This is a genomic window from Pseudomonas sp. FW507-12TSA, from assembly GCF_058781435.1.
Window position 1 is genome coordinate 208217 of sequence record NZ_JBYSWT010000001.1, and the last position, 20196, is coordinate 228412.

Annotated in this window: 21 protein-coding genes; 10 read left to right on the top strand and 11 right to left on the bottom strand. The window is 65.3% G+C overall.

Going from position 1 to position 20196, the window contains the following annotated elements; all coding sequences use genetic code 11:
* Window position 1: 1 nt before the first annotated feature.
* Entirely contained in the window at window positions 2-406 is a 405-nt protein-coding gene (gene dksA, locus AC3WK8_RS00975; protein WP_103324353.1) for an RNA polymerase-binding protein DksA, read from the bottom strand.
* Window positions 407-526: 120 nt separating this feature from the next.
* Between dksA and AC3WK8_RS00980 the strand changes: the two genes are divergently transcribed.
* On the top strand, window positions 527-901 hold the full coding sequence (locus tag AC3WK8_RS00980) for a hypothetical protein (RefSeq protein WP_053133470.1): 375 nt from the start codon (window positions 527-529) through the stop codon (window positions 899-901).
* Window positions 902-908: 7 nt separating this feature from the next.
* Here the strand turns inward: AC3WK8_RS00980 and AC3WK8_RS00985 are convergent, their stop codons facing one another.
* On the bottom strand, window positions 909-2129 hold the full coding sequence (locus AC3WK8_RS00985; RefSeq protein ID WP_103324354.1) for an N-acetylmuramoyl-L-alanine amidase: 1221 nt from the start codon (window positions 2127-2129) through the stop codon (window positions 909-911).
* Between the two features lie 129 nt (window positions 2130-2258).
* Between AC3WK8_RS00985 and folE2 the strand changes: the two genes are divergently transcribed.
* Genes folE2 through AC3WK8_RS01020 form a run of 7 tightly spaced genes read left to right on the top strand, consistent with a single transcriptional unit; the run spans window position 2259 to window position 7909 of the window.
* Window positions 2259-3152, top strand: a complete 894-nt coding sequence (gene folE2 / locus AC3WK8_RS00990) for a GTP cyclohydrolase FolE2 (protein WP_103324355.1) — start codon at window positions 2259-2261, stop codon at window positions 3150-3152.
* Window positions 3152-3820: a metal ABC transporter ATP-binding protein gene (locus tag AC3WK8_RS00995; protein WP_103324356.1), complete on the top strand. Its 669-nt coding sequence runs from the start codon at window positions 3152-3154 to the stop codon at window positions 3818-3820. The genes folE2 and AC3WK8_RS00995 overlap by 1 nt, the downstream gene beginning before the upstream one ends.
* Window positions 3820-4686 carry a metal ABC transporter permease gene (locus AC3WK8_RS01000; RefSeq protein ID WP_103324357.1) on the top strand — a complete coding sequence of 289 codons (867 nt, stop codon included), beginning with the start codon at window positions 3820-3822 and terminating at the stop codon, window positions 4684-4686. The genes AC3WK8_RS00995 and AC3WK8_RS01000 overlap by 1 nt, the downstream gene beginning before the upstream one ends.
* 11 nt (window positions 4687-4697) lie before the next feature.
* Window positions 4698-5582: a metal ABC transporter substrate-binding protein gene (locus tag AC3WK8_RS01005; protein WP_053133458.1), complete on the top strand. Its 885-nt coding sequence runs from the start codon at window positions 4698-4700 to the stop codon at window positions 5580-5582.
* Window positions 5579-6022 carry a phosphoribosyl-AMP cyclohydrolase gene (gene hisI, locus AC3WK8_RS01010; protein ID WP_103324358.1) on the top strand — a complete coding sequence of 148 codons (444 nt, stop codon included), beginning with the start codon at window positions 5579-5581 and terminating at the stop codon, window positions 6020-6022. Before AC3WK8_RS01005 ends, hisI begins: the two co-directional genes overlap by 4 nt.
* Entirely contained in the window at window positions 6012-6572 is a 561-nt protein-coding gene (locus tag AC3WK8_RS01015) for a gamma carbonic anhydrase family protein (protein WP_022641958.1), read from the top strand. The genes hisI and AC3WK8_RS01015 overlap by 11 nt, the downstream gene beginning before the upstream one ends.
* A gap of 2 nt (window positions 6573-6574) precedes the next feature.
* Window positions 6575-7909: a dihydroorotase gene (locus AC3WK8_RS01020; protein WP_103324359.1), complete on the top strand. Its 1335-nt coding sequence runs from the start codon at window positions 6575-6577 to the stop codon at window positions 7907-7909.
* A 16-nt stretch (window positions 7910-7925) separates the two neighbouring features.
* On the opposite strand, the gene AC3WK8_RS01025 is transcribed toward AC3WK8_RS01020, so the two are convergent.
* Window positions 7926-8450, bottom strand: a complete 525-nt coding sequence (locus AC3WK8_RS01025) for a DUF3617 domain-containing protein (RefSeq protein ID WP_022641960.1) — start codon at window positions 8448-8450, stop codon at window positions 7926-7928.
* Between the two features lie 142 nt (window positions 8451-8592).
* On the opposite strand from AC3WK8_RS01025, the gene cls reads away from it, so the two are divergent.
* Window positions 8593-10032: a cardiolipin synthase gene (gene cls, locus AC3WK8_RS01030; RefSeq protein WP_085594045.1), complete on the top strand. Its 1440-nt coding sequence runs from the start codon at window positions 8593-8595 to the stop codon at window positions 10030-10032.
* Window positions 10033-10041: 9 nt separating this feature from the next.
* Here the strand turns inward: cls and cfaB are convergent, their stop codons facing one another.
* From cfaB to hflK (AC3WK8_RS01070), 8 genes are all read right to left on the bottom strand, one after another.
* Window positions 10042-11229: a C17 cyclopropane fatty acid synthase CfaB gene (gene cfaB / locus AC3WK8_RS01035; protein ID WP_085594043.1), complete on the bottom strand. Its 1188-nt coding sequence runs from the start codon at window positions 11227-11229 to the stop codon at window positions 10042-10044.
* A 90-nt stretch (window positions 11230-11319) separates the two neighbouring features.
* Window positions 11320-12102 (bottom strand): HvfC/BufC N-terminal domain-containing protein, encoded by a 783-nt coding sequence (locus AC3WK8_RS01040; RefSeq protein WP_103324360.1) that lies wholly within the window; start codon window positions 12100-12102, stop codon window positions 11320-11322.
* Window positions 12093-12938 carry an MNIO family bufferin maturase gene (gene bufB, locus AC3WK8_RS01045; RefSeq protein ID WP_085594039.1) on the bottom strand — a complete coding sequence of 282 codons (846 nt, stop codon included), beginning with the start codon at window positions 12936-12938 and terminating at the stop codon, window positions 12093-12095. The genes AC3WK8_RS01040 and bufB overlap by 10 nt, the downstream gene beginning before the upstream one ends.
* 62 nt (window positions 12939-13000) lie before the next feature.
* Window positions 13001-13252 carry a BufA2 family periplasmic bufferin-type metallophore gene (bufA2, locus tag AC3WK8_RS01050; RefSeq protein ID WP_085594036.1) on the bottom strand — a complete coding sequence of 84 codons (252 nt, stop codon included), beginning with the start codon at window positions 13250-13252 and terminating at the stop codon, window positions 13001-13003.
* A 124-nt stretch (window positions 13253-13376) separates the two neighbouring features.
* Entirely contained in the window at window positions 13377-15278 is a 1902-nt protein-coding gene (locus AC3WK8_RS01055) for a heavy metal translocating P-type ATPase (RefSeq protein WP_103324361.1), read from the bottom strand.
* The gene (gene hflK, locus AC3WK8_RS01060; RefSeq protein WP_103324362.1) at window positions 15275-16333 is read right to left on the bottom strand and encodes a protease modulator HflK; all 1059 of its coding nucleotides are present in this window, start codon (window positions 16331-16333) and stop codon (window positions 15275-15277) included. Before hflK (AC3WK8_RS01060) ends, AC3WK8_RS01055 begins: the two co-directional genes overlap by 4 nt.
* Window positions 16330-17379 carry a protease modulator HflC gene (gene hflC, locus AC3WK8_RS01065; protein ID WP_103324363.1) on the bottom strand — a complete coding sequence of 350 codons (1050 nt, stop codon included), beginning with the start codon at window positions 17377-17379 and terminating at the stop codon, window positions 16330-16332. The genes hflK (AC3WK8_RS01060) and hflC overlap by 4 nt, the downstream gene beginning before the upstream one ends.
* Window positions 17376-19316: a protease modulator HflK gene (gene hflK / locus AC3WK8_RS01070; protein ID WP_103324364.1), complete on the bottom strand. Its 1941-nt coding sequence runs from the start codon at window positions 19314-19316 to the stop codon at window positions 17376-17378. Before hflK (AC3WK8_RS01070) ends, hflC begins: the two co-directional genes overlap by 4 nt.
* A 246-nt stretch (window positions 19317-19562) precedes the next feature.
* Here hflK (AC3WK8_RS01070) and AC3WK8_RS01075 point away from each other — a divergent pair, with 246 nt between their 5' ends.
* A complete protein-coding gene (locus AC3WK8_RS01075; RefSeq protein WP_103324365.1) occupies window positions 19563-20186 on the top strand; it encodes a CDP-alcohol phosphatidyltransferase family protein in 624 nt (207 codons plus the stop codon).
* Window positions 20187-20196: the final 10 nt, after the last annotated feature.

A 20196-nucleotide genomic window follows, 5' to 3' on the forward strand; every position in this document is an offset into this window, starting at 1 on the left:
CTCAAAGCGCCCGTTGATGGCGTTCGCGCAGCTCTTGGCGTTCTTTGGCTTCGATACACAAGGTGGCGGTGGGCCGTAGCAGCAAGCGCCGCAGGCCGATGGGCTCGCCGGTATCGCGGCACCAGCCGTATTCGCCACGGACCAGGCGCTCCAGGGCTTCATCGATCTTGTCCAGCAGCTTCTTTTCCCGCTCCAGCAGGCGCAGTTGCCATTGATGCTGTTCCTCGGCGCTGCCGATATCCGCCGGGTCGCTGTGGACCTCCTGCTCGCGTAGCAGGTCGAATTCGCCGCAGATGCGTTCCTGCAATTCATTGCGCTGTGCCAGCAGCAGTTCGCGGAAGAAGCCTTGCTGGGCTTCGTTCATGTAGTGCGTATCGGGCTGGGCGAGCAGGTCTTGTTCAGTCATGGCGGGTCACGGATCGGGTTGGTTTTTATGTTATATTATAACAATGCAATTTCGCCAACCTTCTCTTGCCCGACATGACGAAGGGCGCGATGCTGCGCTCCTGCCGCCTTGAGAATCGCCATGCGTCCATTCCTGCCTGCCCTGCTTTGCGGCTTGCTGCTCACCGGCCACGCCGCAGCCGCCGCCCCCGACAGCCTGGCCAACTGCACCCGCAGTGCCAACCTGCTGGCCTGCGTCGATCCGCTGGGCAACGCCTATAGCGTCGCCACCGCCGGCAACACCCTCTACCTGCGGGGCTTCGAAGTGATCGGCAAGCGCTACTGGGCCCAGACCAGCAGCCGCTACGGCCAGCTGACCTTCTTCACCGGCCTGGCCTCCGACGGCGAGGCCTGGGTCGGCTACAGCCAACGGGTGGGCTGGACCACCCGCAACCGGTTCTCCAGTTCCGGCGGCAGCCGTGGGCAGTTCACCTGCAGCCGCATCACTGGTTGCTGAGGGCGGCCTAGGCCTGATGGCTCCTGGTTTCCTGGAGCCAGGCCATGTAGCTGTTGACCGGTGGGTTCTTCTCGAAATAACGCTGCAAGCCCTGGAACAAGCCATCGGCGATCGCCTGCTGGTGCCGCGCGGTCACCAGGCGCTGACTGTCACGACTGTTGGAAATGAAGCCGGTCTCCACCAGGATCGATGGCACGTCCGGAGACTTGAGCACCGCGAACCCGGCCTGCTCCACGCGCTTCTGGTGCAGGCTGGTGATCCCCGACAAGCTATCGAGCACCGTGCCACCCAACTGCAGGCTGGCGGCGATGGTGGCGTTCATCGACATATCCAGGATCACCCCCGCCAGCATCGGATCCTTGTCCTTGAGATTGAGCAAGCTGCTGGCCCCTAGCAGGTCGACACCGTTTTCCCGCTGGGCCATGAAACGCGCAGTGGCCGACGTCGCCCCGCCTTCGGACAAGGCGAACACCGAGGCCCCGGAAGCGGTCAGGCGCGGCGCGGCATCGGCATGTACCGAAATGAACATGTCGGCCTTGTGCTTGCGGGCGATCTCCACCCGCTTGCGCAGGGGCACGAAGAAGTCGTCATTGCGCACCAGCTTCACGTCGAAACCCTTCTCGCGCTTGAGCCGCTTGGCCAGCAGTTGGGCGATGGACAGCACTACGTCCTTCTCGCGCTCGCCCCTGGCGCCCACGGCTCCCGGGTCCTTGCCGCCATGCCCGGGGTCCACCACCACGATGATGTCGCGCTTGGGATGGGCCCGGTCCGCCGGGGCCTGGGGTTTGGCAGCAGGGACCGCGGCTGCGGCGATGCCGGGAGCGACCCGGGTACTACTGGCCAAATCCAGCACCAGGCGATGACCCTGGCCATCCTGGGGCGGCAACAGGAAGCTGTTGAGCTGCACCGGCTGGTTCAAGTCGAGGACGATTCGCGTGTCGCCCTGGCCGAAGTGTCCGGACCGGATCGAGCGGATCACCGTGTTGGCCAGGGCCAACTGGCTGAAGTCACCATTCAGGCGCGCGCCGCTCAGGTCGACGATCAGCCGCTCGGGAGCGCTCAGGGTGAAGGTCTTGTAGTGCACCGGGCCACTCAGATCCAGCACCAGGCGCAGCTTGTCGGCGGAGTTCCACAGCCGCGCACTTAGGATCTGCGTAGCCCCGACACTCCAGGGGAACACCAGGGCCGTACCGGCCAACAACAGGTTGAGCAATTGACGTCTATGCATGGCGACTACCGCAGATAAAGGAGCGTCCGTACTCACAAGGCAGGGTGAATGACCGTTGAGGAAAAACTTTTCATCGACTGTATTGTTATAATATAACATGTCGAATCTTTTCCAACGACGGACCTGCTCATGAACGCGCTGACTCTGCCGGATATCGCCGCGCAGGCCTCACGCCAAGCCTTGCCACTGGACTGGGTCGGCATGTGTGGCATCGCCTTACCTGTAGTGATAGATGGCCAGCGAACCGCCGCCCTGGCCGACGCCGGGGTCAGCCTCGACGATGGCGAGGCCCGGGGCATCCACATGTCTCGCCTGTACCTGGCCCTGGAGATGCTGGAGCAGCAGAACCTGAATCCGGCCTTGCTGCGCCGGGTGCTGCAACGCTTCCTCGACAGCCACGAAGGCCTGGCGCAACACGCCTACCTGCGCCTTCACCTGGACCTGCTGCTCAAGCGCCCAGCCTTGGTCAGCCCATTGGCTGGCTGGAAACGCTATCCGCTGAGCATCGAAGCGCGTTTAAAAAATGCGATGTTCCACGTGGAACTAAAAATCGACGTGCCCTATTCCTCAACGTGCCCCTGCTCTGCAGCGCTTGCGCGGCAGCTTATCCAGCAGCAATTCGTCGACGACTTCGCCAACAAGACCTTGCAACATGCCGAAGTCCTGGCCTGGCTGGGGTCGTCCCAAGGCATCGTCGCCACGCCCCACAGCCAGCGCAGCCACGCTGAACTGCGCCTGCAACTGGACAATTTCGTCGACGAATTACCGCTGATCGCGGTGATCGACGACGCCGAGAACGCCCTGGGCACCGCCGTGCAAACCGCCGTCAAACGGGCCGACGAGCAGGCCTTTGCCCTGGCCAACGGACAGAACCTGATGTTCTGCGAAGACGCCGCTCGCCGCCTCAACCTGGCCCTGCGCCGCTCTCCCGGAATCAACGCCTTCGCCCTGCGAGTGGTACATGCAGAAAGCCTGCACGCCCATGACGCCGTGGCGGAAAGCCGCTGGAACTGGGAGGCCTGATGCTGCGCTGCCACGCCTTGCGCTGGGGGCCGCCAGGCCAGCCCCTGACTCCACCGCTGGATCTGCATCTGGCGAGTGGCAGCCTGAGCGCGATCATTGGCGCCAACGGCTCGGGTAAAAGCAGCTTGCTGAAAGTCTTCGCCGGCCTGCAAAAGCCGCTCTCGGGACAGGTGGCGCGCAGCGAGCCCGGCCGTGGCGGCCTGGCTTTCCTGCCCCAGCAACAGCACCTGGACCGGCAGTTCCCCATCAGCCTGGCGGAATTGGTACTCGCCGGCCTGTGGGGCAAACGTGAGAGCGCTGCCCGCCGGGCGTACAAACTTGAAGAGGTGCTCATCGACTGGCAGCTGCAAGGCCTGGAGAAACGTCCGTTGATGGCCCTGTCCGGCGGAGAGTTGCAACGCGCGCTGCTGGCCCGGTTGACCCTCACCGAAGCGCCCTTGCTGTTGCTGGACGAACCCCATGCCGCCCTCGACGAGTCCGGGCAGGCCCTGCTTTGGCAGCACCTGCATCGTTGGCACGCCCAGGGCCGCACCCTGGTGGTGGTCTGCCATGACCTGCCCGCGGTGCGCCAGCATATTCCCCAGGCCCTGCTGCTCAAGCACAGCGGCTGTGTGTTCGCCCCCAGCCATGAGCTGATCACCCACAGCCCGCCCGGGCAGGTGGCTTGATGCACCTCATCAGCCACCTCTGGCAGCCCTTCAACGAGTTCATGTTCATGCGCCGAGCTTTGCTCGGCGGCCTGCTCCTGGCCTGTAGCACCGCTCCCCTGGGTGTGTTCCTGATCCTGCGGCGCATGAGCCTGATTGGCGACGCGGTGGCCCACGGCATTCTCCCCGGGGCGGCCCTGGGCTTCTGGTTCGCTGGCCTGAGCCTGCCGGCACTGACCCTCGGAGGGCTTGGCGCGGGACTGGGCATGGCCGGGTTGGCGGCCTGGATCACCCGGCGCACCGGGCTACGGGAAGACGCCAGCATTGCGGCCATCTACCCGATCTCCCTGGCCGCCGGCGTGTTGATTCTCGGACTGGCCGGAAAGCGCCTGGATCTGCTGCACCTGTTGTTCGGCTCAGCCCTGGCAGTGGATGGGCCGACCCTGGACGGCATGTTGATCGTCTCGGTCGTCAGCCTGCTGGCCATGGCCCTGATCTACAGGCCACTGCTGCTGGATACCCTCGATCCGCTGTTCCTGCGCAGCGTCAGCCGACTCGGCCCCCTGGCCCATGGACTGTTCCTGACCCTGGTGGTGCTCAACCTGGTGATCGGCTTCCAGGCCATCGGGGCCTTGATGGTGGTGGGCCTGATGATGCTGCCAGCCGCCGCTGCGCGATTCTGGAGCCGGCGCCTGCCAGCACTGATCGGTATCAGCGCAGCCCTGGGCTGCCTGTCGGTGTGGCTCGGCCTCTTGCTGTCGTTCCACTACTCCCTGCCCAGCGGCCCGGCCATCGTGCTGATAGCCGGCGGCTGGTACTTGCTGTCGGTGGTGTTCGGTCCGGTCCACGGCCTGCTGCACCGCCCGCCCCTGCCTTCATCCCTGTGAGGTTCTTGCCGATGCGCGCCCTACTCGTGCTGTCCAGCCTGCTGCTCTCCCTGTGCTTATCCAGTGCCCAGGCGGCGGACAAAATTGCCGTGGTCACCAGTTTCAGCATTCTCGCCGACATGACCCGCGAGGTCGGTGGCGAGCATGTACGGATCAGCAACCTGGTGGGTGCCGACGAAGACGCCCACACCTATGAACCCACGCCGGACGATGCCAAGGCGCTGCTCGGTGCCCGGCTCATCATCAAGAACGGCCTGGGCTTCGAACCCTGGCTCGACCGCCTGGTCGCCAGTACCGCTACCCCGGCCACCGTGATTACCGCCAGCCGTGGCGTGATCCCGCGCAGCCTGGAAGAAGACGGCGAGAAAATCCCCGACCCTCACGCCTGGCACAACCTGGCCAACAGCGAACTTTATGTGAACAACATCACCAAGGCGCTGATCGCCGCCGACCCGGCCCATCGCAGCGACTACGAACGCAACAGCCAGGCCTACCTCAAGCGCATCTACCAGCTGCTGGCCGAAGCCAAGGCCAAGCTCGGCGCCCTGCCGCCGGGCAATCGGCGGATCGTTACCTCCCACGATGCCTTCGGTTACCTGGGCCAGGCCTACGGTATCGAGTTCCTCGCACCCCAGGGCCTGTCCACCGAGCGTGAGCCCTCGGCGGCGGAAGTCGCCGCGCTGATCACCCAGATCCGCGCAGCCAAGGTCAAGGCGGTGTTCATGGAGAACATCAAGGACGCGCGCCTGCTCAAGCAGATCGCCGCAGAAAGCGGCGCGCGCATCGGCGGCACCTTGTATTCCGATGCGCTGGCCGCCAGTGGCCCGGCGAGCACCTTCACCGGCCTGTTCCAGGCCAATCTCGACACCCTGTACCAGGCCCTGAGCCAGCCATGAACCCGACTCCACCGCTATCGCTGCTGGACCTGGAAGCTGCACCCCGGGGCAGCCGCTGGCCATTGACCGAGGTGCTCGATGCCCTGCCCTGGAACGCCGACGGCCTGATCGCCGCCATCGCCCAATGCCACGATACCGGCGCCGTGCTGATGCTGGCCTGGATGAATCGCCAAGCCCTGGCCCAGACCCTGGCCAGCGGCCAGGTCTGCTACTGGTCGCGTTCGCGCCGCTGCCTGTGGCGCAAGGGCGAGAGTTCCGGGCATCGCCAGCGCCTGGTGGAGGCTCGCCTGGATTGCGACGGCGATGCCGTGCTGTTGCTGGTACAGCAGAGCGGGCCGGCCTGCCACACCGGGCGCCCCAACTGTTTCTACAACGCCATTCGCGATGGCGCGGTGGAAGTCATCAGTTCTCCCTTGAAGGACCCGCGCCATGATCCGTAAGAACCCATCCGGCGACCTGCCGGTGATCGCCGAATCCGCCTACGTGGACAAGACCGCCATCATCTGCGGCAAGGTGGTGATCGGCGAGAACGTCTTCGTCGGCCCCTATGCCGTGATCCGCGCCGACGAGGTGGATGCCGACGGCCAGATGGAAGCCATCACCATCGGCGCCAATTCGAACATCCAGGACGGCGTGGTGATCCATTCCAAATCCGGCGCGGCGGTGACCATCGGCCAGTACAGCTCCATCGCCCACCGCTCCATCGTCCACGGTCCGTGCGTGGTCGGTGATCGGGTGTTCATCGGTTTCAACAGCGTGCTGTTCAACTGCGTGGTCGGCGACGGCAGCGTAGTGCGTCACAACTCGGTGGTGGACGGACGCGACCTGCCCCAGGGTTTCTACGTACCCTCCACCACCCGTATCGGGCCCAAGACCGACCTCGGGCAGTTTCCCCCGGTGAGCGTCAGCGCCTCGGAGTTTTCCGAGGACGTGGCGCGTACCAACGTCGACCTGGTGCGTGGCTACAAGGCCCTGCAGAACGAGTTTTGAACATGGGCCGAATCCTCATCCGCAACGCCCGCCTGGTGAACGAAGGGCGACAGTTCGAGGCCGACCTGCTGGTGCACAACGGTCGCATCGAAACCATCGGCAGCCTCGACCACCTGAGCGCCGAGCTGGAGATCGACGCCCAGGGCCAGTGGCTGCTGCCGGGCATGATCGATGACCAGGTGCACTTTCGCGAACCCGGCGCGCCGGACAAGGGCAGCTTGCACAGCGAGTCACGGGCGGCGGTGGCCGGCGGCATCACCAGCTTCATGGACATGCCCAACACCTCGCCCGCGACCCTGTCCCTCGAGGCGCTGGAAGACAAGCAACGCCGCGCGGCCAAACACTCGGTGGCCAACTACGGTTTTCACTTCGGGGTCAGCAACGACAACCTCGACATCATCGCCGCCCTCGATCCCACTACCGTAGCCGGGGTCAAGGTGTTCATGGGCGCTTCCACCGGCAACATGCTGGTGGACGACCCCCAGGTGCTGGATCGCTTGTTTCGCCAGGTGCCGACCATTCTCCTGGCCCACTGCGAACACACGCCGAGCATCCAGGTCCGCCAGCAACGCTGGCAGCAGTTGTATGGTGAACAGATTCCCGCCGCCGCCCATCCACGCATCCGCGACGCCGACGCCTGCTATCGCTCCTCATCCATGGCCGTGGCCCTGGCCAGGCGCCACGGCACCCGCCTGCATGTGCTGCACCTGACCAGCGCCCGGGAACTGGCGCTGTTCGAGGACCGGCCCCTGGCACAAAAGCGCATCACCGCCGAAGTCTGCGTGCATCACTTGTTGTTCGATGACCGGGATTACTCACGCCTGGGGCACCTGATCAAATGTAACCCGGCGATCAAGTCCCAGGCTGACCGCGACGCCCTGCGCCAGGCCCTGAACAGCCAGCGCCTGGATGTCATCGGCACCGACCATGCGCCCCACACCTGGGCGCAGAAGCAACTGCCCTACACCCGCGCCCCAGCCGGGCTGCCACTGGTGCAACACGCGCTACCGGCGCTGCTGGAACTGGTGGCCGACGGCGTGCTGCCGTTGACCACCCTGGTGGAAAAGACCAGCCACCGGGTGGCCGACCTGTTCGCCATTCCCGACCGTGGCTACTTGCGAGAAGGCTACTGGGCCGACCTGGTGCTGGTTCGCCCGGAACCGTCAGGCCAGGCGGTGGACGAGCAACCGATCCTGGCCCGCTGCGGCTGGACGCCCTTCAGTGGCCAGCGCTGGCGGCATAGCGTGAGTACCACCCTGGTCTCCGGGCAGCTGGCCTGGCACCAGGGCCGCTTGAACGAGGATTGCCAGGGCTTGCCCCTGCGCTTCACCCGCTAGCCGCCCTGCCCTGGGCTCAGGAAGCGCGCGGCTTGACCGTGCCGCAATCCTGGCCGAGCCACACTGCACGGGTATCCATGCTGCCTTTCTGCTGCATGCCGGTGGCGTTGAAGGTGCCGATCACGTTGGTGGTGAATTCACGGTCGCTGATGAACTTCGCCACGCCACTGCCCTGGGCCTTGGGACAGCTGAAGCGAAACTTCCACTGGTTGCCGTTGCGCTCGGTGACTTGCTGCTGGCAACCCGATTGCGGGTCCTGCAGCGGGATGGTGTCGGACTTCACCTGCTCTGGGGTCAGGCAAACGCGAATACCCTTGCCGCCCATGGTCACGCCCTGCTTTTCCAGCATGGCCCGCTGCTGCGGCGTCATCTGTTGCTGCAACTGGCCGAGGATCAGCGACAGGTCCGGCAGGTTCTGGTCATCGATCTTCATGTTGCTGCTGGTCAGCTCCCACAAGCCCGGCTGCAGCACCTGCGCCTGCGCCACCACCGGCAGCGCCAACCCCGCAGCCAAGGCCCAACCCAGTAAACGAAGTTTCATCGAATGACTCCTAGACAATAGTGGCCGTTAGACTTCGGCCAGGGCCCGGCGTTGCATGGGCAAGAAAATAGCGACATTCGCTCAGGATCGTGGTCTGTTAACGGATACCCCGGCATCGAATCTTCAGGAGCATGGCTGCCCCATGGATTATTTTGGCCCACACCCTTTCGGTTATCTCATCGCACTGCTGCATTTTCTCGGGCTGATCGCCGCAATCCATGCAGTGCTCACGGTCCGCACCGCCCAAGGCGCCATCGCCTGGGCCCTGTCGCTACTGTTCATGCCCTACCTGACGCTGATTCCCTACCTGGTATTCGGCCGCAGTACTTTCGATGCCTACATCCAGGCGCGGCGCCAGGCCAACGTGGAAATGCACAAGGCCATCAACGACCTGAACTGGCGGCCCTGGGTCGAAGAAGCCCTCACCGCCCGCGCGTCCAAGGCCTACGCCGCACTGCGGGCCATGCCCAAGCTGGGGCGCATGCCCTGCCTGGCCAATAACCAGGTGCGGCTGCTGGTCAACGGCGATGCCACCTTCGAGGCGATCTTCAATGCCATCCGCCGCGCCCACAAGGCGGTGCTGATCCAGTTCTTCATCATCCATGACGACGAACTGGGCCGGCGCCTGCAGCGCCTGTTGCTGGAGAAGGCCCGGGAAGGCGTGACGATCCACCTGCTGTTCGACCGCATCGGCAGTCACTCGCTACCGGCCAGCTATGTGCAGGCCCTGCGCGACGCTGGAGTCCAGGTACACGCCTTCGCCACCCGCAGCGGCTGGCTCAACCGCTTCCAGGTCAACTTCCGCAACCATCGCAAGATCGTGGTGGTGGACGGCATGCTGGGTTTCGTCGGCGGGCATAACGTGGGCGACGAGTACCTGGGCCTGAAGCCGCCCCTGGCGCCCTGGCGCGATACCCATGTGCAGGTCGGCGGCCCGGTGGTGGCCTGCCTGCAGGAGTCATTCGCCGAAGACTGGTTCTGGGCCACCCGCGAGCTGCCACCGCTGATCCTGCCGGACACCTATCCCGACGGCGGCGTGCTCTGCCAGGTGCTGGCCAGCGGCCCGGCCGACGCCTACGAAGCCTGCTCGCTGTTCTTCGTCGAGGCGATCCACGCCGCCACCGAGCGGGTGTGGATCACCAGTCCGTATTTCATACCCGATGAAGCGGTGTTCGCCGCCCTGCGCCTGGCGGTATTGCGCGATGTGGATGTGCGCATCCTGCTGCCGGCACGCCCGGATCATCGCATCGTCTATGCCGCTTCCAGCCTGTACGCCTTCGAGGCGGTGCGCGCCGGAGTGCGGGTGTTCCGCTACCAGCCCGGCTTCCTGCACCAGAAAGTGGTGTTGATCGACAACGAGATCAGCGCCATCGGCAGCGCCAACCTGGATAACCGTTCGTTCCGGCTGAATTTCGAAGTGATGCTGTTGACCGTGGACGAAGGCTTCGCCACTCAGGTGCAGGACATGCTGGAAGCCGACTTCGCCAGGGCGCGGGAAGTGGCCAAGGAAGAAAGCCGCCAGACCCACCGCCTGCAACAACTGGGCATGCGGGTCGCGCGGCTGATTTCCCCGATCCTGTGAAGACGGCCCTTATGGGTTGTAGAGGTCGTCGCGGGTCCATGGCAGTTCATGGCTGCCATCGGCGTGGGCTTTGACCGCAAGGATCTGGTGCAGGTTGATCCAGCCCTTGGCGAAGGCGTAGGCGCAACCTGCCAGGTACACCCGCCAGATCCGCAGCGCCTGCTCCGGCACTTGCTTGGCCGCGGCCTCCAGGTTGTCCTCCAGGCGCTCGCTCCAGTGATCCAGGGTGCGCGCGTAATGCATGCGCAGGCTTTCCACATCGACGATTTCCAACCCGGCCTCGCTGATCTGTGCGGAGATCATCGACAGGTGCGGCAGCTCGCCGTTGGGGAAGACATAACGCTCGATGAAGTCCCCTGCTCCCCGGCCAACGGGGCGGCCGTCGGTGTGCTTGGCGGTGATCCCGTGGTTCATCACCAGGCCGCCTTCACGCACGGCGCCGAACAGGGTCCGGCAGTACTCCGGCAGGTTGGCGTGGCCTACGTGTTCGAACATGCCGACGCTGACCACCTTGTCGAAGCGGCCATCCTGGGGCAGGTCGCGGTAGTCCAGCAATTGCAGTTCCACCAGCTCTTCCAGGCCCTCGGCCTTGACCCGCTCACGGCCCAGGGCCAGTTGTTCCTTGCTCAGGGTGATGCCGAAGACCTTGGCGCCGAACTCGCGGGCGGCATAGCGGGCCAGCCCGCCCCAGCCACAGCCGACGTCCAGCAGGTAGTCGCCCGGTTGCAGCCGCAGCTTGCGGCACAGGTGGCGGAACTTGGCCTGCTGGGCTTGCTCCAGGGTCTCGCTGCCGGTCTCGAAGTAGGCACAGGAATACGCCATGTCGCTATCCAGCCAGAGCTGGTAGAAGGCATTGGACAGGTCGTAATGGTAGGAAATGGCGGCGGCATCGGTGGCCTTGTCGTGCAGCGAACGCACGGGCTGGTCGCCTTCGTCGTCATCCAGCAGGGCCTGGCTCAGTTCGTCGCAGACCCGGATGACCTCGCTGATGGAGCCTTCGAGCTCCAGCTTGCCCTCGACGAACGCGCCCCCCAGCGCGTCCAGGCTTGGGTGGGTGAGCTGTGCGACCAGCTGTGGGTCCTTGACCACGATGGTGACGTTGGGCTCGGGCCCGAGATTGAACTCATGGCCGTCCCAAAGTCGCAGCCGCAAGGGCAATTGCAGATTCTGTAAGGCCGGTGGAAGTTGCGCGAGCATGGAAAATCCCCCCTTGTTCAGACGTCTGGAATGAGGGTAGACCATCCCTGAAAATTAGCAGGCTATCGATCTGATAGCGGTTTTCTATGATCAGCTGTGCTGCACCAAGCCATCCTCGACCCACTGTTTCAGCCAGCACACCGCCTGCAATGGGGCTCCCTCTTCATAAATGACGGCCAGCTCGGCACAGAGTTCCGCGAAACTCCACTGCCCTGCGCTCATGCCCCGCAATGCCCGGGCCTCGTCAGTTGCCAGGCTGCGATACCGGCAGATCCGCTGCGCACGCCACACCAGGCAAACCTGCTCTTGTTCAAGTAAAGCAGGCAGGGGGAAACCCGCCCGGTCCTTGACCGCCCGCCACTGCGCCAGGCTGTTGTAGCGCAGCGCCAGCCACTGCACGCATGGCGCCAGGCGCAATTGCAAACCGGGCCATTGTCCCGGCACCAGGGCCGCCATGGCCGCTACATCCAGCACCGCCGCTTCAGGGGCATCGAACGCCAGGGTGAAGGCCCATTCCAGGCGCGCCAGCTCAGCCAGGGGCAGGCCCTGCTCGGCCGGCAGATGCTCCTGGAGAAAGTCGGCGAACCCCTGCCCCAGCCAGCGCAGGCTGAAATGCCGGGACGGCGAACGCTCCAGGTAGGCAGCGACCAGAACGCTGAATTGCTGGTCGCCGAGCCCGTGGCGGATGCTGGGGAAGTCGCTATCCATTACCTCCTGCAGTCGGGCTCGATAGGCGTGGTGGTAGATCGCCAGGCCGCTGGCGACATCCAGGCTCGGCCCACCCACCAGGCTGCGCTGCAACCCTTGTTCGGCCACTGGCTGCCCGCCCAGCAGATAGCGCTCGAAAGCCCGCTGCCAATCGTTCAGGCGCATCGCTGCCTCCCGGCCAGGGCCTGCTGCCCCAACTCCCGGGCCTTGCCCAGTTCGGCGAGCAACTGCTCAAGCGGCGGCAACTGATCGTCACGCTCCAGCAATGTCGCCACCGGCCCCAGGTGTTCGAGGGTGCGCTGGTACAACGCCCAGACCGGATCGCATACTGGTTGGTCGTGGGTATCGATCACGTAGTCGCCATGGTCCTGGTGGCCGGCCAGGTGCAGTTGGCGTATTCGCTTGGGCGGCAGCCCCCTGATGAACTGCCAGGGATCGAAACCATGGTTGCGCGAGCTGACATAGACATTGTTCACGTCCAGCAGCAGCTCGCAGCCACTGAGCTGGCTCAAGGCCGAGAGGAATTGCCACTCGCTGAATTCGTCGTTCGCGGCCCGCACATAACTGGAGACGTTCTCCAGCACCAGCGGCCGCTCCAGCACCTCCTGCACCTCACGCACCCGGCCGGCCACGTAGTGCAGGCTTTCCTCGGTATAGGGCAACGGCAACAGGTCGTGCAGGTGATGGGCATTGCCCCGGCTCCAGCACAGATGGTCGGAGATCCAGGCAGGACGTACTCGCCCGGCCAGCGTCTTGAGCTGCGCCAGGTAATCGTGGTCCAGGGAGTGGGGGCCGCCGATGGACAACGACACCCCGTGCATCACGATGGGGTAGCGCTCGGCGATGGCATCCAGGTAATACAGGGCCTTGCCGCCCTGGACCATGAAGTTCTCGGAAACCACCTCGAACCAGTCCACCGCTGGGTGCTCATCGAGGATCTGCTGGTAATAGGCACTGCGCAGGCCCAGGCCATAACCCAGGCAAGAAGGAACATCGGACATCGCCAACTCCTCGCCGAGTGGCCGCAGCGGGCGTCCCCACCGCGGCAGCACTCGATCGCCGTTTACTCGCCGACCTTGCCGCCGGCCTTGTCACAGGCCGCCTGGGTCATGACCTTGAAGCCCTGGCCCTTGCAGGCGCCCATGCCCTTGCAGGCATGGTCCTTGGTCTTGCAGTCGTTCTGGCCTTTGCAACCGTTGACGCCGTAGCAGTGCACCTGGGCATCGGCAGCCATCGCCTGGGTGGCGACGCCGGCGAACAAGCCAGCAGCAGCGAAAGCCAGGGCGGCGCCGGCAGCGGTTTTCTTCATGTTCATCTTGGGTTTCCTCTAGTAGTCGATCGCAAGGGTGGTGCCGGGGCGGCCTGGGCAGCCCCGTCATGTCACTAGAGAAAGGAAGGCTCCCGGCGTTACAGCCGGGATAAAAACAAATGCCGCCTGGTCAGGACTTGGCCAGGGGCTCCTGGAAACGCAGCAAGCGCCCGGCATTGCCCAGCACCAGCAAGGTGCTGAGGTTGTGCAGCACGGCGGCGATCATCGCCCCCGCGGCTCCCAGCCAGCCGAATGCGGCGAAGGCGACGATGGCCAGGGTCCAGCCCAGGCCGATGACCACATTGGCCTGCAAGGTACGCCGGCATTCACGGCTCAAGCGCACGCAGGTGCCCAGGCGTCGCAAGTCACTGCCGATCAGCACCACGTCGGCCGAGGCCAGGGCGATATCGGCACCGCCCGCCCCCATGGCCACCCCCACGACCCCAGCCTTGAGAGCCAGGGAATCGTTGATACCGTCGCCGACCACCATGGGTCGGAAGCCCTTGTCGATCTCTCCCAGCACACGCTCGAGCTTGCCCTGGGGCAGAGCCTGGGCCTCGACATCGCTGATGCCCACCTCCCGCGCCAGGCTGTCCGCCACGCTTTGCCGGTCGCCGGTGAGCAACAACTGGCGGCCCAACCCCAACTCCCGCAGTTCTTGCAGGGCCTGGGCCGCTTCGGGCTTGACGCTGTCGGCCAACAACAGCCAACCGAGGAACTCACCATTGAGCGCCAACCCGGCGATCGGCCCGTCATGGGTCGGCACCGGACTGGTGTCGATCCCCAACTGGATGAACAGTTCGGGCCGGCCCAGGGCCGCCTGGCCTTCGTCGGTGCGCGCGACCACCCCCAGGCCCTGGCGCTCATGAATATCCCCAAGGGTCCACTGCTGCTCTGGCGGCACCAGTGCTGCCAGCGCCCGGCTGACCGGGTGACTGCTGGCCGCGCCGAGGCTGGCGGCAAGGCTGAGCAGTGCCCGACGGTCCTCCAGGGGGGTGTCCAGCGCTTGCAAGCGCAGGGTGCCGAAGGTCAGGGTGCCGGTCTTGTCCACCACCAGGGACGTCAGGTCCGCCAGCTCTTCGAGAAACGCCGAGCTGCGAATCAGGATGCCGTGCCGCGCCGCCACGGCGATCCCGGCGATGGCGGTAGCCGGTGCCGAAAGCACCAACGCACAAGGGCAAGCCGCCACCAGTACGGCGAGCATGGCCTGGGCATCGTTGGTAATGAACCAGGTCACCGCCGCCAGCAGCAGCACCAGCACCAGATAGCTGCCGGCATAGCGTTCCAGCAGGCGGGTAATCGGCGGCTTGGCCCGCTCGGCGCTCTGCATCAGGGCGATCACCTTGCCCAGGGTCGACTCCTCGCCGGTGCGAGTCACTTCCAGGCGCAGCAGGCCATCGAGATTGATCGCGCCCCCGAATACCTGCATGCCCACGCTCGCTTCCAGTGGCACCGATTCGCCGGTGATCGGCGCGGTGTCCAGGCTCGCCTGGCCCGATACCACCACGCCGTCGGCAGGCACCCGGTCCCCGGCGCGCACTTCCACCAGGTCGCCGGTCCTGAGGCTGGCGTTATCCACCTCCTGCACGCTGCCATCGGCCTGTACCTGCCGCGCCTGGCTGCGGGTCAGGCGGCCCAGGGCATCGATGGCTTCCTGGGAACCGATCACGCTGCGCTCTTCCAGCACATGGCCGAAGATCATGATGATCGGCAGCAAGGCGGCGGTCAGCAGGTCTCCCGTGGCCCAGGCGCCGAGCATGGCCAGGGCGATCAGTTGGTCGGTGATGCCGTGCAGGCTCGGATAGCGCAGGCTGAACCAGGCCGAACGCAACACAGGTACGGCCACCAGCAAGGAAGCAACGCCCAGCAACAACTGGCTGACACCGACTTGCTCGGGCGCCAGCCAGCGCCATGCCAGGCCCAGGCCCAGCAAGCCGAGGGCGAGCATGGCCAGGGTCAGTTGGCGGGCGGCGCTGCGCTGTTCAGCGCTGGTCAACATGCTGGCAGGCGCCGCATGGGTAGAAGCGGTCATCGTTCAGCTCCCTGGATGATCAAGCGGGAATCGTCTTTGGGGTCGACCGTCGTCACCGAGCCCGACTGGCGCAGAATCTGCGGCAGGCGCTCACGATAGATGCGCAGCAGCATCTGCGGGTCGCTGCCATTGCGTTGCTCCTGGGCCAGGCTTTGGACCGTGGCGGTCTGCGCCAGGGCCAGGGCCAGGCGCTCGCTGGCCTGGGCGTGGGCCACTTGCAGGCTGCGGTCGGCTTGCTGGTTAGCGCCCTGGGTGAGTTTTTCCGCTTCGGTACGCGCGTTGGCCACGGCCTTCTCGGCCTGCTGGCTGGCCGTCAGCACGGCATTGAAGGCGTTGACCGCAGGCTCGGGCAGGCTCGACTGCACGTCGACCCGGGTCGCTTCGATACCTATGCCCTGGCCAGTGGCGGCCAGCTCGGCCAAGCGCTGGTTGATCCCCTGGAGCAAATCGCCACGCAGCCGCTCACGGCGTTCGGCGGCCTGGTGATCGCTGCCGAGCAACTCCGGACGCGCCACCAGGATGGTGTCCAGGTCGCGGGCCGCAGCCAGGCTAACGGCGCTGCGGGTCGCCAGGCGGTCCAGGGCCGGCAGCACATGCTCGCCTTGCAAGACATAGGCATAGGGATCGCTGACCTTGTAGAACACCCGGACGTCCAACTGCACTACGCCGGCGTCGCCGGTGAGCAGGTAGCCCGAGCCGGCCAGGGTATCGTTCAACGGCGTGGCCAGGGTCGCCACCCGGTCTCCTTGCACTGCGGCTTGAGAGCGCAACAGTCCCTCGATGCGCCGCTCCAGTACCCGGTCGGCGGCCGGCAACAACACCACCTGCTCGAAAGGCCGGGGCCAGGCCAGCAGCAGCCCGGCATTCTGCACCCGGGCCAGGGCACCGAAATGCATGACCAGGGCGCGGTCTTGCGGATCGATCTGGCGAACGTTGGACAAGGCCCAAGCCAATGCAGCGAGGATGGTCACCACATACAGGCCGATGAATGCCAGGCGCCCCGCCTGGATCCATGGGCTGTCCAATTGATTTGTTCCACGTGGAACGCTGTTCATGGCCGCGTTCCAGACGCTTTGTTCGGCAAACTCGGCGGCCCGTCCACCAACACCCGGAACGGCGCGGCATCGGTACGCAGGATCAGGCGAGTGCTCGGATTGACCACCGTGCCCAAGGTGTCCAGGGAGCGCAGCAGGTTATACAGCTGTGGCGAACTGGCGTAGGCACGGCCGTAGATCTGCGCCGCTTCGACCCTGGATTGCGCTTCTATATCAGCCGCCTTCACCGTGGCGTCGGCTTGCACTATGCGTGCGTCGCGCTCGGCAGCGGAACGGATCTGCGCCGCTTCACGCTTGCCCACGGCAGTGCGTTCGGTGGCGATGGTTTCGCGCTCGGCGCGCATGCGATCCACCGTGGCGGTGAGGGTCACCGACGGCAGGGTCAAGCGCTCGATACCCACCTGCACCACTCGCACACCGTAGGTGGACAGCAATTGCTGGTCGATCTGCTGGCGCAGCCGGCTTTCGAAATCGCCAAGGCGGACCTTGCCGGCATCGGTGTTCACCAGGTCGGCCAGATCGAAGCTGCTGGCGGTGGTTTCCAGGGCCGAACCAACGAAGGTGCGAATCTGCCGCGCCGCTTCGTCCGGCTGGTTCTGCACCGCCCGCATGAAGCGCTGCACATTGTCCGGGTCGCCCTGCACCCGCCAGGCCACATAGGCCTGGACGATGATCCGCAGGCCATCGCGGGTCCCTACATCCTGCAAGCCACTGGACGTGGTACGCAGGCGCAGGTCCACCGGGATCGCCGCTTCGAAGGGCGCCGGCCAGCGCCAGTTCAGCCCCGGCTCCAGCAGGACCCGGGCCGGGTTGCCGAATCGGGTGATCACCGTGGCTTCGCCGGAACGCACCTGGACCAGGCTCGCCGCCGCCAGGGCGAATGCCACCAGCAACGCCGCCCAGCCCATGCGCCGCCAGGGAAACGGTCCCGCCTCTGCTGGCGCACCATGGTGATGGTGGTGATGCCCGTGATGGTGATGATGACCGTGATCGTGATCGTGACCGGCATGCGCATCATGGGAATGGGTATGGGAAGACTGGCTCAATGGGCGGCTCCTGGCTGGGCGGCTTTACGCGGCGCCAGCGGGTCGGCGGGCAAGGTGAAGGTACGCAAGTCGAGGGTTGGCGCACTGTCGCCGCCCAGACGGTGATCGAGGATCAACAACTGGGCCTTGCCCAGGCCCTGGATCAGTTGGCCGAAGTACTGTTCCAGGATGAATGCCTGGCCCGCACCGGCGTAGGCTTTCTGCTCGGCGGCGAACCGCAGGTCGGCCGTCTGGGCCTCGGCCTGGATCTCACGCGCCGTGGCCCGCGCCTTGTCGTTGACTTCGCTGGCCTGCAATTGCGCCTGGTTGGTTTGTTCAGCCGCGGCTCCACGCTCCCGGGAAATCAGCGCCTGGGCGCCAATCTGCGCGGCTTGTACAGCGTGGTAGGCATTGGCTGCACCAGCCGGTGGGTGAATGGCCTCGACCACGGTGGCGAGAATCTCCACGCCACTGTCGAGCCTGGACAGATCGGCCTGCACCGCGTGGCCGATATCCTCGGCCAGGCGCGTGCGGTCTTCGCCCAGCAGGCCATCGAGGGTGCGCGAGGCGAAATCGTGCACCAGTACCCGGCTGGCGGTACTGCGGATCAGCGCCGGCACATCGTTGCTGTTGTAGGTCGCTGCCAGCGCTGCTGCGTCATCCAGGCCGATGCGGTAGACGAAGCGCACATCCATGTTGACGATCTGGAAGCTCTGCTGGTGGTCATCGCCACTGGCGATCACCTGGGATTTGTCATTCACGTGGCTGGCGTCCCACAAACGATTGGCAATCGCCGGTGCCGGCCCTTCCGCCGTTGCCGGTTCGATCGGTTGCGGGGTTTCGCCCACGCTGGTGGCCAACTCATGGACCACGCCGTTTTCCACCGTCAGCACCCGCCCCAGGGGCCAGGGCAAACCCAGGTGCAGGCCTGGGCCGAAAACCGTTACCGGCTTGCCGAAACGCTCGTAAATACCGCGATTGTGCAGCGAAATCTCATGAACCCCGGTCAATAACCAGCCTACCGCCAGGATCAGCCCCAGTACCGGCAGAAACGCCCGGCGCATGTAGGCAAAGGCCCAGACCTGGCGCAGATCGATACCGAACCGGTTGTGCAGTTCGTTTTGCAGGCTGAGCAGCGGTTGCGGTGGCCAGCGCAACAAGTCGGCGACGAAGCTATGGGCCAACAGCCGTGGCTCAAGGGCCTCACGCCGGGGACTGAACAACGACAACAGCGCCCGTAGCAGCAACTCGCCGGCCACCAACGCCGGCAACAGGCCCATCAATACCGCCAAGCGCACCGGCCACAGCGCGCTGTCGCTGCCGAACAACAAGCACAAGGCGCCCACCAGCAAGCACAGGATGGCCACCCGCAGCAGCTGCGCCACGGCCCCGGCCTCCGGCCATTCACTCGGGTGCTCCTGGGCCAGCTGGCGCTCCAGCACCAGCAAGGCGAAAGCCAGCAACAACAGCAGCACGGCGAAGACACTGGCGCTCAGGCCCAGGGCCGTGGCGGGCAGCGCCAGGTTGAAGACCTGCGCCAGGCAGCACAGGGCCAGCAGCGACCAGCCAGCGAGCCACAGGGTCGGGGCGCCGATCTGCTGCAACAGGCGCCGGGCACGGGCACCCAGGATGGCAGCGAAGAACCCGGCAGGCGCCGTCTCGGGCGTCTCCACCGGCGTGGGTGGCGCCAGCACGTCCTCCCGCCAGCGGCTCACCCAGCACGCCGACTGCAGGCCCGCCACTACCACCAGCAAGGCACAGGACAGGTTCACCAGCACTACTGGCCAAAGGGTCAGCGCGGCGAACAAATCGACGAACAGCGCCGCCACCAGCCCCAACACCGCCAACCCCAGCAGGCCACCGCCCCAGCGCTGCAAACGCCCGGCATGGAACGCCGCGCGCTGGAAGCGTGGCAAGCCGGCCACATCCACCCTTTGCGTCTCAAGATCGACCTGCATACCACCCCGCCGCTCTGCTCCGGCCCTGTGGAGGGACCCACCGCCGAAATTTTTGGATACAACTCGTTACTGTATAACGGTTCTGGTGAAATTTTTGTCGCCCGCCATGTCTTTTCATCCAATGCGTGCGTCGTAGAACCGAAAGATCGCTGTTTGCTCAAATGCCACAACTTGTGATGTCGGCCCCCTGCATTTACGGCAATAATCCAGCCCTGCTTCCCGCGTGCGACAAGGAAACGTCCCATCATGCTTTCGATCTACCAGCTCAAACCACGCTTTCAGAACCTGCTGCGGCCATTGGTGCAACGCCTCTACGCCAACGGCACCACGGCCAACCAGGTCACCGTGCTGGCCGCGGTGGTTTCCCTGCTGGTGGGCGCGCTGGTGGCCTTGTTCGCCAACCACGCCTGGCTCTTCGCCCTGATCCCCTTGTGGATGATCCTGCGCATGGCGCTCAACGCCATCGACGGCATGCTGGCCCGGGAATTCGGCCAGCAGTCGCGCCTGGGCGCCTACCTCAACGAACTCTGCGACGTAGTGGCCGACAGTGCCCTGATCCTGCCCTTCGCCCTGCTGCCCGGAGTCAACCTGCCGCTGGTGCTGGCGGTGACCCTACTGGCGTTGTTCAGCGAGTACGCCGGGGTACTGGGGCCGATGGTCGGCGCCTCCCGACGCTATGACGGCCCCATGGGCAAGAGCGACCGGGCCTTCGTCCTCGGCGTGCTGGCCACCGGCATCGCCCTGGGCTGGCTCGGCGCCCTGTGGATAAACGCCGCGCTGGCGCTGGTCGCCGCCTTGCTGGTCTACACCCTGATCAACCGGGTCCGCCAGGGCCTCAAAGAAGTTCAGCACAACGCTCCCTCTGCATAAGGAAATGGCT